The sequence below is a fragment of the Candidatus Nitrotoga sp. AM1P genome, from assembly GCF_013168275.1.
Taxonomy (GTDB): Bacteria; Pseudomonadota; Gammaproteobacteria; order Burkholderiales; family Gallionellaceae; genus Nitrotoga.
This window is the reverse complement of record NZ_AP019547.1, coordinates 174,398-189,210: the sequence shown is the minus strand read 5'-3', so window position 1 is coordinate 189,210 and position 14,813 is coordinate 174,398. Positions and strand designations below refer to the sequence as shown.

General features: G+C 51.7%; 17 protein-coding genes. 12 read left to right on the top strand and 5 right to left on the bottom strand.

Annotated elements, in window-relative coordinates; all coding sequences use genetic code 11:
• Positions 1 to 233 precede the first annotated feature (233 nt).
• Genes cysT through W01_RS00870 form a run of 4 tightly spaced genes read left to right on the top strand, consistent with a single transcriptional unit; the run spans position 234 to position 3,905 of the window.
• Complete coding sequence (cysT, locus tag W01_RS00885; protein ID WP_173051784.1) at positions 234 to 1,064, top strand: sulfate ABC transporter permease subunit CysT; 831 nt, start codon at positions 234 to 236, stop codon at positions 1,062 to 1,064.
• Positions 1,064 to 1,942, top strand: a complete 879-nt coding sequence (gene cysW / locus W01_RS00880; protein WP_173051783.1) for a sulfate ABC transporter permease subunit CysW — start codon at positions 1,064 to 1,066, stop codon at positions 1,940 to 1,942. Before cysT ends, cysW begins: the two co-directional genes overlap by 1 nt.
• Entirely contained in the window at positions 1,939 to 2,952 is a 1,014-nt protein-coding gene (locus tag W01_RS00875; protein WP_173051782.1) for a sulfate/molybdate ABC transporter ATP-binding protein, read from the top strand. Before cysW ends, W01_RS00875 begins: the two co-directional genes overlap by 4 nt.
• A gap of 11 nt (positions 2,953 to 2,963) precedes the next feature.
• Positions 2,964 to 3,905, top strand: a complete 942-nt coding sequence (locus W01_RS00870; protein WP_173051781.1) for a CysB family HTH-type transcriptional regulator — start codon at positions 2,964 to 2,966, stop codon at positions 3,903 to 3,905.
• A gap of 19 nt (positions 3,906 to 3,924) precedes the next feature.
• On the opposite strand, the gene ptsP is transcribed toward W01_RS00870, so the two are convergent.
• The 4 genes from ptsP to gshA are packed head-to-tail and all read right to left on the bottom strand — an operon-like array spanning position 3,925 to position 7,638.
• Complete coding sequence (ptsP, locus tag W01_RS00865) at positions 3,925 to 5,655, bottom strand: phosphoenolpyruvate--protein phosphotransferase (protein ID WP_173051780.1); 1,731 nt, start codon at positions 5,653 to 5,655, stop codon at positions 3,925 to 3,927.
• Positions 5,652 to 5,921 (bottom strand): HPr family phosphocarrier protein, encoded by a 270-nt coding sequence (locus W01_RS00860; protein WP_173051779.1) that lies wholly within the window; start codon positions 5,919 to 5,921, stop codon positions 5,652 to 5,654. Before W01_RS00860 ends, ptsP begins: the two co-directional genes overlap by 4 nt.
• Positions 5,893 to 6,318, bottom strand: coding sequence for a PTS sugar transporter subunit IIA (locus W01_RS00855; RefSeq protein WP_173051778.1), 426 nt, complete (start codon positions 6,316 to 6,318; stop codon positions 5,893 to 5,895). Before W01_RS00855 ends, W01_RS00860 begins: the two co-directional genes overlap by 29 nt.
• Positions 6,319 to 6,366: 48 nt before the next feature.
• Entirely contained in the window at positions 6,367 to 7,638 is a 1,272-nt protein-coding gene (gshA, locus tag W01_RS00850) for a glutamate--cysteine ligase (protein WP_173051777.1), read from the bottom strand.
• Between the two features lie 120 nt (positions 7,639 to 7,758).
• Here gshA and W01_RS00845 point away from each other — a divergent pair, with 120 nt between their 5' ends.
• The 4 genes from W01_RS00845 (at position 7,759) to W01_RS00830 (ending at position 10,499) form a co-directional block, all read left to right on the top strand.
• Positions 7,759 to 9,357 (top strand): ABC-F family ATPase, encoded by a 1,599-nt coding sequence (locus tag W01_RS00845; protein ID WP_173051776.1) that lies wholly within the window; start codon positions 7,759 to 7,761, stop codon positions 9,355 to 9,357.
• 24 nt (positions 9,358 to 9,381) lie between these two features.
• The gene (locus tag W01_RS14585) at positions 9,382 to 9,603 is read left to right on the top strand and encodes a CopG family antitoxin (protein ID WP_445082537.1); all 222 of its coding nucleotides are present in this window, start codon (positions 9,382 to 9,384) and stop codon (positions 9,601 to 9,603) included.
• Between the two features lie 276 nt (positions 9,604 to 9,879).
• Complete coding sequence (locus W01_RS00835) at positions 9,880 to 10,158, top strand: type II toxin-antitoxin system RelE/ParE family toxin (RefSeq protein WP_173051775.1); 279 nt, start codon at positions 9,880 to 9,882, stop codon at positions 10,156 to 10,158.
• An 11-nt stretch (positions 10,159 to 10,169) separates the two neighbouring features.
• On the top strand, positions 10,170 to 10,499 hold the full coding sequence (locus tag W01_RS00830) for a HigA family addiction module antitoxin (RefSeq protein WP_173051774.1): 330 nt from the start codon (positions 10,170 to 10,172) through the stop codon (positions 10,497 to 10,499).
• A 118-nt stretch (positions 10,500 to 10,617) separates the two neighbouring features.
• Here the strand turns inward: W01_RS00830 and W01_RS13800 are convergent, their stop codons facing one another.
• Positions 10,618 to 10,797 (bottom strand): hypothetical protein, encoded by a 180-nt coding sequence (locus W01_RS13800; RefSeq protein WP_198421311.1) that lies wholly within the window; start codon positions 10,795 to 10,797, stop codon positions 10,618 to 10,620.
• Between the two features lie 133 nt (positions 10,798 to 10,930).
• Between W01_RS13800 and W01_RS00820 the strand changes: the two genes are divergently transcribed.
• The 4 genes from W01_RS00820 (at position 10,931) to W01_RS00805 (ending at position 14,479) form a co-directional block, all read left to right on the top strand.
• Positions 10,931 to 13,717 (top strand): DNA methyltransferase, encoded by a 2,787-nt coding sequence (locus W01_RS00820; protein WP_173051773.1) that lies wholly within the window; start codon positions 10,931 to 10,933, stop codon positions 13,715 to 13,717.
• Positions 13,718 to 13,804: 87 nt separating this feature from the next.
• On the top strand, positions 13,805 to 14,032 hold the full coding sequence (gene relB, locus W01_RS00815; protein ID WP_173051772.1) for a type II toxin-antitoxin system RelB family antitoxin: 228 nt from the start codon (positions 13,805 to 13,807) through the stop codon (positions 14,030 to 14,032).
• A complete protein-coding gene (locus W01_RS00810; RefSeq protein ID WP_173051771.1) occupies positions 14,016 to 14,282 on the top strand; it encodes a type II toxin-antitoxin system RelE family toxin in 267 nt (88 codons plus the stop codon). The genes relB and W01_RS00810 overlap by 17 nt, the downstream gene beginning before the upstream one ends.
• Positions 14,283 to 14,290: 8 nt before the next feature.
• Positions 14,291 to 14,479, top strand: coding sequence for a hypothetical protein (locus tag W01_RS00805; protein ID WP_173051636.1), 189 nt, complete (start codon positions 14,291 to 14,293; stop codon positions 14,477 to 14,479).
• Positions 14,480 to 14,813 lie beyond the last annotated feature (334 nt).

Sequence of the window (14,813 nt, the reverse complement as noted above, 5' to 3'; positions counted from 1 at the left end):
CTATTCATCGTAATTTGATAATGAGAATCATTCTATTTATAGACAGACAGAATAGCAAGCTTTAATGAAAATAGAAAGGAATTATGTCTTTGACGCTTTTAGATTCTGTTAAGTATTGCATCTCTACATACCGTGCTTATTCCCAAATACGATAAGCAAAGCTGAATTTATGATTTTTACTATGTTCCTGGCGTCTATACACTGCATGACTGATTTGATTAAAGGATAATTTGATGGCGCCATTCAAAGCGCACAGCGTGTTGCCGGGATTCAATCTGGCACTTGGCTTCACACTTTTGTATCTCTCATTGCTCGTACTGATCCCGCTATCTTCACTGTTCTTCAAAACAGCGACACTAGGCTGGGACGGTTTTTGGGAAGTGGCCACAGGCGATCGAGTGCTAGCCTCGCTGCGTGTCACCTTTGTCGCGTCCTTTGCTGCTGCGGTACTAAATGCCATTTTTGGTCTGGTGGTTGCATGGGTACTGGTGCGCTATACCTTCCCCGGCAAGCGCCTAGTGGATGCGTTGGTAGATTTGCCATTTGCCTTGCCTACCGCGGTAGCGGGCATCACTCTAGCCATGCTGTATGCGCCTAATGGCTGGATCGGCCACTACTTTGCCGAGCATGACATCAAAATAGCGTACACCCCGCTTGGCATAGTGGTGGCGCTCACTTTCATCGGCTTACCCTTTGTGGTGCGCACGGTACAGCCAGTATTGGCTGATGTTGAGGCCGAAATAGAAGAGGCAGCCGCGAGCCTGGGTGCAAGTCGCTGGGATGTATTCCGTCGAGTTATTTTTCCTTCGATATATCCCGCTTTGTTGACGGGTTTCGCATTAGCTTTCGCTCGCTCGATTGGTGAATATGGCTCAGTCATTTTCATTGCGGGCAACATGCCGTTCATTTCAGAAATCGCGCCATTGCTAATTGTCGCCAAACTGGAGCAATACGATTATGCAGGCGCCACAGCAATTGCCCTGGTCATGCTGATAATTTCATTCGCTCTGTTATTGGCTATCAATGGCTTGCAATGGTGGAGCAACCGCCGGGAAATTAGATAATGTCTTCACCTCATCAATTGATTAACAATCGAAAAATCGCCACGCATGAATCCAAAGCGGTGACGCTGGTACTCATCACTGTTGCGCTGTCATATTTGGTGCTTTTTCTCGGTATACCGTTATTTGCTGTGTTCTACGAAGCGCTGGGCAAAGGCTGGACTCTTTACTGGGCAGCATTGCAAGACCCGGATGCGTGGTCAGCTATCGAATTAACCTTGATTGCAGCCGCTATTGCGGTGCCAGCCAACCTGGTGTTTGGGGTTGCGGCGGCTTGGGCTATTGCCAAATTCGAATTTCGCGGAAAAAGTGTATTGATCACACTGATTGATCTGCCGTTTGCCGTCAGCCCGGTAGTGTCCGGCCTGATTTATGTACTACTGTTCGGCGCGCAGGGCTGGTTCGGGCCATGGCTGCAGGAACATGACATCAAGCTTATTTTTGCTGTGCCGGGCATCGTGTTGGTCACCATTTTCGTTACCTTTCCTTTCATTGCACGGGAGTTAATTCCGCTGATGCAGGCACAAGGCAAAGAAGAGGAAGAAGCGGCGGTATCGCTAGGCGCTTCCGGCTGGCAAACCTTTTGGCGCGTCACCGTGCCCAACATCAAATGGGGTCTGCTGTATGGTGTGATTCTTTGTAATGCCCGTGCGATGGGTGAATTCGGCGCGGTGTCAGTGGTGTCCGGGCACATTCGAGGTATGACCAACACCATACCGCTGCACGTAGAGATTCTTTACAACGAATACAACTTTGTTGCAGCTTTCAGCGTGGCCTCACTGCTGGCCTTATTAGCGTTGGTTACGTTGCTCGCCAAGTCAATCGTCGAATTTAAGGTCAAGAGCAATGGCGACAGACTTCCTCATGGAGAAACGGAATGAGCATCACTATTCAGGATTTGAATAAGCAATTCGGCAATTTTACTGCACTAAATAACATCAATCTCGAAGTAAATAGTGGCGAATTGCTTGCGTTATTGGGCCCTTCTGGATGTGGCAAAACCTCGTTGCTGCGCATTATCGGCGGACTGGATGTACAGAATTCCGGCAAAATACTTTTTCATGGCAAGGACGTTGATCAGCGCGATGCCCGTGAACGTAATGTCGGTTTCGTGTTTCAGCATTACGCGCTGTTCCGCCACATGACCGTGTTCGAAAATGTTGCTTTCGGTCTCCGCGTGAAGCCGAAAAAGGAACGCCACAACGAAACCGAGATTAAGCGCCGCGTACATGAGCTGTTACAACTGGTGCAACTCGATTGGCTGGCGGATCGTTATCCAGCACAGCTTTCCGGAGGCCAACGACAACGCATCGCTTTGGCACGCGCATTGGCAGTTGAACCACAAATTTTGCTGCTGGATGAGCCATTCGGCGCGCTGGATACCAAGGTTCGCAAAGAACTACGCCGCTGGTTGCGTCGCTTACATGACGAACTTCATATCACCAGCGTATTCGTCACTCACGATCAGGAAGAAGCCCTGGAAGTGGCAGACCGCATCGTGGTAATGAACAAAGGCAACATTGAACAAGTGGGTTCACCCGATGACGTATATGCCAATCCTGCCTCACCTTTCGTGTATCAATTCATCGGCAATGTGAATTTATTTCACAGCCGGACTCATGCTCTTTGGACGCAACAACAAGGCGATGCCGTAGCCTACGTACGCCCGCATGACATTGACATCAGTCTGATACCGCAGCAATCTTCCCTGCCGGTAGTGGTAAAGCAAGTGCGCGCCATCGGGTCGGTGGTACGACTGGAAACAGCAATCGGGCAAGATGGTGAAGTGGTGGAGATCGAGCTCAATCGCGAACGTTTCAACCTCACCCCTGTGGCTGTAGGTGACGAAGTGTTCATCCGACCCCGCCAGATTAAGGTGTTCGAAGCATAACGGAGGAAGTCATGAATTTTCAACAATTGCGCATTATCCGCGAAACGGTCGCAAGTAATTTCAATCTCACCGAAGCGGCTAACGCGCTGTTCACTTCTCAGTCAGGCGTCTCCAAACACATCAAGGATTTGGAGGATGAACTGGGCATTGAGTTATTCGTGCGAAAGGGTAAACGGCTGCTGGGATTAACCGAACCGGGACGTGAGCTGGTAGGAATTGTTAATCGTATTCTATTGGATGCGAAAAATATAACGAATTTGGCTAACCAATATAGCGGACGTGATGAAGGTCGCCTTACCCTGGTTGCCACGCATACCCAAGCGCGCTACGCCCTGCCTCGAGTAGTGACAGACTTCAAGCAAGCATTTCCCAAGGTACATCTAAAACTACACCAGGCCAGCCCTAATGAAATAGTTTCCATGCTGCTGGATGGCCAGGCAGACATAGGCGTGGCCACTGAAGGACTTTCCGATGTTACCGGGCTCGATATATTTCCCTATTATTCATGGCACCATGCGGTCATTGTGCCTGTCGGACATCCGTTAGAGAGTGTTCATCCGATCTTGCTGGAGGCTGTTGCAGAATATCCCATCATCACCTACCACGATGGCCTAACCGGACGGGCCGGAATAGACCAATCCTTCGCTGCGGCGGGGCTGGAGCCAGACATCGTCATGTCGGCACTGGATGCGGACGTAATCAAAACGTATGTAGAACTGGGACTGGGCATTGGGATCATTGCCTCAATGGCATTCAATCCATCCAAGGATACTGGGCTTCGTTTGCTCGACAGCACACACTTGTTTGGCAAGAACGTTACTTATATCGCTTTGCGGCACGGACACTATCTGCGCAACTTTGCATACCGTTTCATCGAGCTTTGTTCGCCCGCCCTTGATGAAGCGGTAATTCGTGCTGGTGTGGCTCCCCTTCAAGCTGAAGAAATTCGATGATTAAATATTTTTGCTTAACTTATTGAGCAGCGTTCAATTTTTCCAGCAACCCGCGTATTTTTAACGGATCGTTCGCACGCAATATTCTTTGCGTCAGCGTAACAAGCTCTGGCAGGCTTGTGTTAAGTACGCGCTGTTTCACACTGAGCAGCTGCGCTGGATTCATGGAAAAGTGACGCAAGCCGAGACCGAGCAGCAGACGAGCGTAGTCGGCATTACCGGCCATTTCTCCGCATACCGAAATTGGAATGCCCGCCTTATTGGCATTACCAATAACGTGCGCCAGCAGGTATAAAACAGCGGGATGTAACGGATCATACAGGTGAGCTACCTCTTCATCTGTTCGGTCTATTGCCAACGTATACTGAATCAAATCGTTGGTACCGATGGAAAGGAAATCCAGCTTCTTGATAAACACGTCGAGCACCAGAGCAGCGGCAGGAATTTCTATCATGCCGCCAATTTGTATCTCACGATTATAGGGAATACCCTCATCATCCAGGCCTTGCTTGGCATGACCGATGAATTGCAGGGTCTGGTTAATCTCCGACACACCGGAAAGCATAGGTATCAGTATTTTTACGTTGCCATAGTGCGAAGCGCGTAGCAAGGCACGTAATTGAGTACGAAATAATTGCGGCTCAACCAGGCACAGCCGAATAGCGCGCAACCCCAATGCGGGGTTGCTGGCAACCCGTTGTGCACCATTAAGTTGTTTGTCAGCACCAAGATCAAAGGTACGAATGGTTACGGGCAGTCCTTTCATTCCTTCTGCCACAGCGCGGTAAGCTACAAATTGTTCTTCTTCATCCGGCAGGACATCACGATTCAGGAACAAAAATTCGCTGCGAAATAAGCCTATACCAGTAGCGCCATTGTCATAAACTTCCGCCAAGTCGTGGGGAAGCTCAATATTCGCGTGCAGCTCAATAGCAGTACCGTCCAATGTAATAGCAGGCGTGGATTTGAGACACTTAAGTTTTTTCCGTTTTTCTTCCCATTGGTTCTGAAACAGTTTGTATTGAACAAGAACTTGTTCATCCGGGTTAATAATAACAACACCTTGCTCACCATCCACGATGAGCAGATCGTTTTCACGCATCAGCTGGCGCGCACGATGCAAACCCACCACACAGGGCGTACTCAGACCACGGGCTATGATAGCGGTGTGCGAGGTGGCACCGCCCAAATCGGTAAGGATGGCGGAAAATTGGTGCGGCTTAAGTTGGATCAGATCAGCCGGACTAATATCGTGCGCTACCAAAATCATTTTCACGCCCGGCAGGGTGGCAGGCGGCACATAACCCGGCTGGCCGGTAAGCTTCTTAAGCACGCGCTCTACTACCTGCACTACGTCAGTTTTACGCTCACGCAGATAGACATCGTCAAACGCCTCGAATTGAGCTACCAAAGCATCCATCTGTATCTTGAGCGCCCATTCTGCATTGCATTGTTCGCGCTCTATCATTTTGCGCGATGCCAGGTCGATGTGCTCATCGGCCAAAATCATCAAATGCAGATCGAGAAAAGCATCGAACTCGGCAGCGGCATGCAGCGGACGATTGCTGCGCAATCCGGCTAGTTCCTGGCGCGTGCTTTCCATTGCAGCGTCGAAGCGCGCAATTTCTTCATGCACCAGATATTTAGGCATCACATAGTGCACAACTTCCAATACGGTGTGCGAAAGAAGATGAGCATGGCCGATGGCAATACCACTGGAGACTGGAATGCCATGCAGGGTAAAACTCATTCACCTTCTCCAAAATAATCATTAATCAGAGCAACGATTGCATCCATCGCCTCTCTCTCTTTGTCGCCGCTGGTTTCAATGTTAATGGTGCTTCCTTTGGCAGCGGCCAGCATCATTACACCCATAATACTTTTTGCGTTCACACGCCGACCCGCACGTGACATCCATACCTCGCAGGGAAACTTTGAAGCAAGTTGTGTCAGCTTGGACGAAGCACGCGCATGCAGCCCCAGCTTGTTAATGATTAGTGCATCTTGATTCAACATGGCATCCCTCATCCGTATCCATTAAAACAATACATTCACGGCCCCCTTCCAATGCCTTCTGAGCGACTTCGGCCAGCGGCTTGTGGCGATAGCAAACTGCGCGCAACAACATAGGCAGGTTTACTCCCGCCACACCGACCGCTCGGCCAGGCTGAAACAGCCGCCGTCCGATATTGCACGGGGTCGCACCGATCAGGTCGGATAACATCAACACACCTTCTCCTGTGTCCAATTGCGCCATGAGCTCCCGTCCTTCCTCTTCTTTACGCTGAGGATCGTCATCTGCCAGAACCGACAATACCCTCAAATTAAGCGACACATCGCCCATGACATGCCGTACACAATCCACCAGGCTATCACCGAGGCCATTGTGGGTTATCAATAAAATTCCGATCACTTCAAACTCCTAGACATAAAACAAGAAAAAACAATCAGTAGACTTAAATCAAGCTTCCATTTCTTCCAGTTCTAATGCCGCCGCCAGCAGTGCAATTCTGGCCACGACAGCATATGCGTAGAAACGGTTCGGCATATCGTCCGGTGCGCAATCCGGATTTGGCAAAATACAGCTGGTATCGAACGCCAACGGAACAAAGTGCATGCCCGGTGCATTGAGATTCTCATCCACGGCGCGCCCGGTATGCACGCGATAAAAACCGCCCACCACGAAATGATCGACCATATACACCACTGGCTCGGCTACTGCATCATTGATGCTCTCAAAGGTATAGACACCTTCCTGCACCAGCACATCGGAAACGTGCATGCCTTCTTTCACCACGGCCATTTTGTTGCGCTGTTTGCGGTTGAGGCTCCGCACTTCGCTGGCGTCTTTCACCGTCATGATACCCATACCATACGTGCCAGCATCGGCCTTGACGATAACAAATGGAGCTTCCTTGACGCCGTATTCAGCATACTTCATTCGCATTTTCTGCAAAATACTGTCCACATGCATGGCCAAACACTCCTCACTGGAACTCTGCTTAAAATCAACCTGGCCGCAGCTAGCAAAATAGGGATTAATCAGCCAGGGATCTATGTCGAGTAACTTGGCAAACTCGGCTGCAACGCGGTCATAGGCACTAAAATGCTGCGACTTCCGCCGCGTGGTCCAACCCGCCGCCAGCGGTGGCAGCGTGGTCTGCTCCAGATCTTTCAGTATGTCCGGCACGCCAGCGGAAAGATCATTATTGAGCAGCACCACGCAGGGGTCGAATTTGTCCAGCGCCAAACGATTTCCTTTACGCTGCAAAGGTTCCAGCGTGAGTGCGCTGCCATTGGGCAATGCCAGTTTGGTGGCCTGAGTAATTTCCGGCAACATGGTGCCAATACGCACATTCATACCCGCCCGTTTAAGAATCAGAGCGAGCTGAGCCACGTTTTGCAGGTAAAACGTGTTACGTGTGTGATTCTCGGGAATCAGTAGTACACCGCGAGCTTCCGGGCAAATTTTTTCAATCGCGCTTTGTGCAGCTTGCACACACAGCGGCAAAAAATCCGGATTAAGGTTATTAAAGCCGCCCGGGAACAAATTAGTATCCACCGGTGCCAGCTTGAAACCACTATTGCGTAAATCCACCGAGGTGTAAAACGGAATGGTGCGCTCTGCCCATTGCGAGCGAAACCAGTGCTCGATAGTGGGCTGTGCGTCGAGCATCCGCCGTTCAAGATCAAGCAGTGGACCATTTAGGGCAGTAGTAAGATGTGGAATCATAGTGTCTTTAATATATGGACTATTAAGAAGAAATGCAAAGCGGGCATTGTAGCCCAGCCGCCCTGACCGGTGTGAGCCGCACACATGGTAGAATGTGCGCCTTAATTTTTTGAGTACGCCATGTTATCTACCGCTAATATCACTATGCAATTCGGCGCCAAGCCGCTGTTCGAAAACGTTTCTGTAAAATTCGGCGATGGCAATCGCTATGGCCTGATCGGCGCAAATGGCTGCGGCAAATCCACCTTCATGAAAATTTTAGGCGGGGATCTGGCGCAAACTTCCGGTAATGTCATGCTGGACAAGGGCGAACGCCTCGGCAAGCTGCGCCAGGACCAATTCGCCTTTGAGGACAATACCGTATCAGAAGTAGTGATGATGGGACACGCCGAAATGTGGGAAGTCATGGTGGAGCGCGATGCCATCTATGCAAACCCGGATGCCAGCGAAGAAGATTACATGCACGCCGCCAACCTTGAGGCGAAATTCGCCGAATTCGATGGCTACACGGCCGAAGCGCGCGCGGGCGAATTACTGAACGGTGTCGGAATCCCCCAGGAGCTGCACAATGGGCCGATGCGTGCGATAGCACCCGGTTTTAAATTACGTGTACTGTTAGCTCAAGCACTATTTGCCGATCCTGAAATTTTGTTGCTGGACGAACCGACCAACAACCTCGACATCAACACCATACGTTGGCTGGAAGACTTGCTGAACGCCCGTAAAAGCACCATGGTGATCATCTCGCATGATCGCCATTTCCTGAACAGTGTGTGTACCCATATGTCCGATCTGGACTACGGCAAAATCACCACTTTTCCCGGCAATTATGACAATTACATGCTTGCCTCCTTGACCGTGCGCACGCAACTCGCCACCGACAACGCCCGCGCCAAGGAGAAGGTCGCTGAACTAAAAGCCTTCGTGGCACGCTTCTCGGCGAATGCATCCAAATCAACCCAGGCACAATCCCGGGCGAAACAGATCGACAAAATCAAAATCGAAGACATTAAGCCATCTACCCGCCAGTACCCCTTCATCCGCTTTGACTATGATGAGCGCGAGAAACTACATCGCATTGCGGTAGAAGTGCAAAAGATGAGCAAAGGTTTTGATCGCCCGTTATTTTCTAATTTTAATTTCCGTGTTGAGGCCGGTGAGCGCGTCGCCATTATCGGCCCCAACGGTATTGGCAAGACTACGTTACTACGCTGCCTGGCGGGCGATCTTGAAGTAGATAACGGCACCATTAAATGGACAGACAAGGCCAACGTCGGGTACTTCGCACAAGATCACGCGCATGACTTCGCCAAAGATGAGGTCCTTACCGATTGGATGACATATTGGAGACGCGAGGGAGATGACGATCAAAAGGTACGCAGCGTTCTCGGACGTTTGCTGTTCTCCGGCGACGATGTCAAAAAAAGTGTAAAGGTGCTGTCCGGTGGCGAAAAAGGACGCATGATGTTCGGCAAACTCATGCTGCAAAGACCCAACGTATTGTTGATGGATGAGCCAACCAACCACCTTGACATGGAATCCATCGAATCGCTCAACACCGCGCTGACTGAATACAAAGGCACGCTGATATTTGTCAGTCATGACCGTGAATTTGTAACTTCACTCGCTACGCGCATTATCGAAATTTCCCCACAAGGTATATCCGATTACCATGGTACGTATGAGGAATATCTGCGTGATCAGGGCGTGGCAACATAAATCTGCTCGTAGCCTTACAGTGACATGTCCTGCCGGAATGAAAAAATTCGCGTTATTTCGGCTAGATACATGTTAAACCAATTTCAAAATTTGCCCCTGCGGTGGAAGAGCAAGCTTTTAAGAAAAGCACAACTCCACAAATTATTTAGATTGGACGAAGCCCGACGAGTTGTGCTACCTAACTTGAAGCCTACGACAAAAACGATTTCACTGCGGCTGCCCCAGCATCTTCTGGATTCCATCTAAAGCCGCAGCGAATTCTCGTGATGTGCCATACCAGTCACTTATCAAAGTGTGGCTGCAAAATAAATTGCACAGTCACTGGACCTGCTCAAGTCACCAAAAAATCTCCACAGTCATGCCCTCGCAAGACCGTGAAGAGATCTTGCATTAAGAGCATCGCTTTTGTGTCAGCAAACCCACTGCAGTCTGACGTAGCCAGCTGAAAAAACACCATTACACGTGCGCGGTAATTATGGTCATGCCGCTTTACATATTACGCGATGCGTCATACCATATATCATGATTAAGTCGTTCAAATGCGCTGACACCGAAAAACTGTTCCACGATATTCTGGTTGCGCGATTTCGTTCGATTGAACGCCCTAGCCGTCGCAAGTTGCTTTATTTGCATCGCGCACGAACGCTCGACGACTTGAAGCAACCACCCGGCAATCGTCTGGAAGCACTTAAAGGAAATCGCAAAGGGCAATACAGCATCCGCATCAATGACCAGTGGCGCATCTGCTTTAAGTGGTCAGACAGCGATGTTTATGATGTGGAAATCGTGGACTATCACTAAAGGAAAATACTATGACTCAAAAATTACTCGATCCTATTCCGCCCGGCGAGATTTTGTTGGAAGAATTCATGAAGCCCATGGGCGTCAGCATCAATGCGTTATCAAGAGATGTAAGTGTACCGCCCAATCGCATCAGTGAAATTGTGAATGGCAAGCGCTCGATCACTGCCGATACTGCATTGCGCCTTGGCAAGTATTTCGGCGTATCCCCGGAAATCTGGCTCGATCTACAAAGCGATTACGACATCCGCTTGGCACAGCGCACCGTCTGGCCGCAGATTGAGCCGCTTGTCCGCGCCCATACAGCAAAAATGTTGGCGCAGGTGCCAATCAGCCAGTAATCAAATGGCAGACAAACGCTCAACCGTGTCCGGGTAGCGCTCAACCATACGGATCAAAATTGCAGCTTGGACATTCGGACTAGCTCCGCCTTGTTCCCAGTTTTCCAATGTGCGTTCGTTAGTGCGCAAGTATCTGGGCGAATACGGTTCGTGACAGATGCAACTTCTCCCGCAAACTGAGCAACTCTTCCGAGGTGATGATGAGCGCAGGTTTCTTTTCTACACCATGCTGGCGCAAGGTGATCTTGCTTTCGCGGTGCCATTGGGCTGTCTGGGCGGCTGGTATACGTCCAGTCATCCCGGTTAGCCAGATCGTAAAACACTACGAGGTCTCACAAACAATCATTTACAATGGTGCCCCTCAGTGCCACGTCAGTCACTGAACCTCAGTCGAATACGAGCGGGGGAAAATCACACAGGCAAGATGCTCCATGAATGCAGTAGAAATCGAGGAAGCCATTTCAGAACTGGCTCTTCAGCCTTTCAATGCGACAGAGTTTCCGTTTGAGTTTCTGGCCGCTTTCGGCAATAAGGACACAGCCCTTAAACGCCTGCGCACTGGCAACAACAATACTTCTGATGTGCCTGGTGGCGTGCTTCAGCGCAACAACATCCATATCGCCGTATGTGAAAGCGGCACCGTGGGTGCTTCCCTCAAGGCATTGCGCGCCAGTCTGACCACCACTAAAGCTCGTGCCAAGTTCATCCTCGCCACCGACGGGCAAACCCTGGAAGCCGAAGATCTGGCCGGTGGCGAAACCATCGCCTGCACCTATCCGGATTTCCCCAACCATTTTGGCTTCTTCCTGCCGCTGGCCGGTATCTCCACCGTCAAGGAGATCAAGGACAACCCCGTCGACGTGCGCGCCACCGGGCGCCTGAACAAGCTCTACGTCGAACTGCTGCGCGAAAACCCGGACTGGGCCACAGACGAGCGCCGTGCCGACATGAATCATTTCATGGCCCGGCTCGTGTTCTGCTTCTTTGCCGAAGACACCGACATTTTCAACGGCGAAGGCTTGTTCACCCACACCATCGAGCAAATGAGCGAGCGCGATGGCAGCAACACTCACGAAGTGCTGCAAGCTATCTTCCGCGCCATGAACATCAAGGTCGCCGAGCGCGACTATGCCCAACCCCGTTTGCCAAACTGGGCCAATGGCTTCCCCTATGTGAACGGTGGCCTATTTTCCGGCACGACCGACGTGCCGCGCTTCACCCGCATGGCGCGCACCTACCTGATCCATGCCGGTAATCTGAACTGGCAACAGATCAACCCGGACATCTTCGGCAGCATGATCCAGGCCGTGGCCGACGACGAAGAGCGCGGCGCATTGGGCATGCACTACACCAGCGTGCCCAACATCCTTAAGGTGCTGAATCCTCTGTTCCTGGACGACCTGCGCGCGCAGTTGGCAGAGGCGGGCGATAACAAAATCAAGCTACTGAACCTGCGCAAGCGCATGGCGCGCATCCGTGTGTTTGACCCAGCCTGCGGTTCCGGCAATTTCCTCGTCATCGCCTACAAACAGATGCGCGAAATCGAGGCGGAAATCAACCGCCGCCGGGGAGAGCCGCATTTGGGCAGCGAGATACCACTGACCAACTTCCGAGGTATCGAACTGCGCGACTTCCCGGCGGAGATTGCCCGTCTGGCGCTCATCATCACTGAGTTCCAGTGCGATGTGCTGTATCGCGGACAGAAGGACGCGCTGGCGGAGTTTTTGCCGCTGGATGCGCAGAACTGGATTGTTTGCGGCAATGCGTTGAGGCTTGATTGGTTGAGTGTCTGCCCGCCCACGGGGACGGGCGTGAAAATGCTCGCCGATGACTTATTCGGCACGCCGCTCAATCAAACGGAAATCGACTTCGCGAACGAAGGCGGCGAGACATATATCTGTGGCAATCCGCCGTATCTGGGTTCGACTTGGCAGACGGACGAACAGAAGGCGGATTTGCAAGCCATCTTTGCCAACCGCACCAAGAACTGGAAGTCGCTGGACTATGTGGCGGGCTGGTTCATGAAAGCCGCCGATTACGGCACCAAGACCAATGCTGCTGCTGCGTTCGTGTCCACCAACTCCATCTGTCAAGGACAGCAAGTCCCCATTCTTTGGCCGCTGGTTTTCAATACCGGCAACAAGATCGTATTTGCGCACACCTCGTTCAAATGGGCCAACCTGGCCAGCCATAACGCGGGCGTGACCGTGGTGATCCTGGGACTGTCGTCGCAAAGCAAAACACCGCGCAGCTTATATTCCATCGCCAATAGCGGTAAGAGCGACGCGGTGGATGTTGTGAAGGAGGTAGAGCACATCAATGCCTACCTGGTGCCCGGAGCCAATGTGATGGTGGAAAAGGCACCTCGCCCTTTGGGTGAATTGTCAGAAATGTTACGTGGCAACATGCCCTATGATGGCGGTCATCTGCTGCTATCCAGAGATGAAGTCGATGCACTTGGCCTAACACCAGAACAACATGCCCGTTTTATCCGCCGTATCTACGGCTCGGCAGAGTTCATTCGCGGCCTGGAGCGCTATTGCCTGTGGATTGAGGATGTCCATCTCGAAGAAGCGATGGGTATTGATGCCATTCGGCAGCGCATTGAAAAGGTGCGAGCAATGCGGCTGAGGAGTCGCGATAGCGGTGCCAATCAAATGGCTGCGCGGGCGCATCAAATGCGGGAAATGAATATTGGGGTGCGACATACGATAGGGGTGGCCGCTATTTCTTCCGAAAGCCGCCCCTTCTTGCCGTGCGGCTTGCTAAGCAGTGACCAAACGGTTACTAACAAAATGTATGCCCTTTACGACGCCCCCCTCTGGAACATGGCGCTGATTGCTTCACGCCTGCATTGGGTCTGGATTGGCACAGTCTGCGTGCGGATGCGAACGGATTTTTCGTACTCCAACACCCTCGGCTGGAACACCTTCCCCGTGCCGCTGCTCACCGAACAAAACAAGGCTGACCTGACTGCCTGCGCCGAAGCTATCTTGCTAGCCCGCGAAGCGCATTTCCCCGCCACCATCGCCGACCTGTACGACCCGGACAACATGCCGGAGAATCTGCGCCGCGCCCACGAACGCAACGACGAAGTGCTGGAGCGCATCTACATCGGCCGTCACTTCAAGAACGACACCGAGCGGTTGGAAAAACTGTTTGAGCTTTATACCAAAATGACAGCTCGTTCAGGCAAGCAGGGCAAAGGCCGCAAGTAGCGGCGTTGCAAGCAGGGTGGCCACGGCTGGTCAAAATAATAGCGCTGTGATACAGTGAATACACGCATTCAACTGGAGACTCTTAATATGGCAACTTCGATTCGCCTTGCTCCTGAAATCGAGCAAAGGCTTGATTACCTTGCCTCCCATACCGGGCGCACCAAGGCGTACTACCTGCGCGAAATCATCGAGCGGGGCATCGAGGAAATGGAGGACTATTATCTTGCCGCCGACGTGCTGGAGCGTGTCCGCAAGGGACAAGAACAGGTGCATTCCGCTGCTGACGTGAGAAAAGACCTTGGCCTGGACAATTGATTATGCGGAGACAGCCAAAGGGCAGCTACGCAAGCTGGACAAGCAGACGGCGCGTCGCATCGTTGATTTTATGGATGAGCGGGTCGCCGGACGGGAAAATCCGCGCGACTCAGGCAAAGCGCTGACCGGCTCGCTGGGTGGTTTCTGGCGTTATCGCGTGGGCGACTGCCGGGTGATTTGCGACATTCAGGACGGTGTATTGCGCGTGCTCGTGGTGCAGATTGGCAACCGGCGCGAAATTTACCGATAGGGGAATTCATGGAGGCACAGCAGCGTTTGGTCATAATGACCGGTGTCGGGAAGAACGCAGCAAAAACCGCGTTCGATGGCTTGGCATTGGCGGGACGTTTTGCTGATTTCCCCCTGCGCGAAGATATCCCGACTTCTGCCGATGTTCCGCGTTTGGAGCTGCGTCTTGAGGTTGAGGACAAAGATGAGCATAAATGAAGCGCCTCCCACCCTGAACTCGCGGCCTTTCTCAACATGAAGGGGTTTTCGCCGCGCAATTTCAAGGTTTGGCCGCTCCTCAAACTTACCGCAAGCGGTTCGTTTTGTCCGCTTCACGGGCAGTTTATTTTGCTGGATTCCCGCCTGCCCCCCGCTTTCGCGAGGGTGACAAGGAATGGCCGGGCTAATGGATTAGCCGGATTTAACTCATTGATCTAGCCGTAATGCTGTTCACTTAACCGTTCATAGTGAGCTTGTCGAACCACCCCTTCGCAACTGGAGCCCTTCGACAAGCTCAGGGCGAACGGAATTTTTCTAAAGTGAACAATTATTG

Excerpts from the sequence above, each read along its gene's own strand:
- W01_RS00820 (WP_173051773.1), top strand. The coding sequence starts at position 10,931 with ATGAATGCAGTAGAAATCGAGGAAGCCATTTCAGAACTGGCTCTTCAG.
- ptsP (WP_173051780.1), bottom strand. The coding sequence starts at position 5,655 with ATGAGTTTTACCCTGCATGGCATTCCAGTCTCCAGTGGTATTGCCATC.
- W01_RS00835 (WP_173051775.1), top strand. The coding sequence starts at position 9,880 with ATGATTAAGTCGTTCAAATGCGCTGACACCGAAAAACTGTTCCACGAT.
- W01_RS00870 (WP_173051781.1), top strand. The coding sequence starts at position 2,964 with ATGAATTTTCAACAATTGCGCATTATCCGCGAAACGGTCGCAAGTAAT.
- W01_RS13800 (WP_198421311.1), bottom strand. The coding sequence starts at position 10,797 with ATGACTGGACGTATACCAGCCGCCCAGACAGCCCAATGGCACCGCGAA.
- cysT (WP_173051784.1), top strand. The coding sequence starts at position 234 with ATGGCGCCATTCAAAGCGCACAGCGTGTTGCCGGGATTCAATCTGGCA.
- cysW (WP_173051783.1), top strand. The coding sequence starts at position 1,064 with ATGTCTTCACCTCATCAATTGATTAACAATCGAAAAATCGCCACGCAT.
- W01_RS00805 (WP_173051636.1), top strand. The coding sequence starts at position 14,291 with ATGGAGGCACAGCAGCGTTTGGTCATAATGACCGGTGTCGGGAAGAAC.
- W01_RS00845 (WP_173051776.1), top strand. The coding sequence starts at position 7,759 with ATGTTATCTACCGCTAATATCACTATGCAATTCGGCGCCAAGCCGCTG.
- W01_RS00875 (WP_173051782.1), top strand. The coding sequence starts at position 1,939 with ATGAGCATCACTATTCAGGATTTGAATAAGCAATTCGGCAATTTTACT.
- W01_RS00830 (WP_173051774.1), top strand. The coding sequence starts at position 10,170 with ATGACTCAAAAATTACTCGATCCTATTCCGCCCGGCGAGATTTTGTTG.
- relB (WP_173051772.1), top strand. The coding sequence starts at position 13,805 with ATGGCAACTTCGATTCGCCTTGCTCCTGAAATCGAGCAAAGGCTTGAT.
- W01_RS00860 (WP_173051779.1), bottom strand. The coding sequence starts at position 5,921 with ATGTTGAATCAAGATGCACTAATCATTAACAAGCTGGGGCTGCATGCG.
- W01_RS14585 (WP_445082537.1), top strand. The coding sequence starts at position 9,382 with ATGTCCTGCCGGAATGAAAAAATTCGCGTTATTTCGGCTAGATACATG.
- gshA (WP_173051777.1), bottom strand. The coding sequence starts at position 7,638 with ATGATTCCACATCTTACTACTGCCCTAAATGGTCCACTGCTTGATCTT.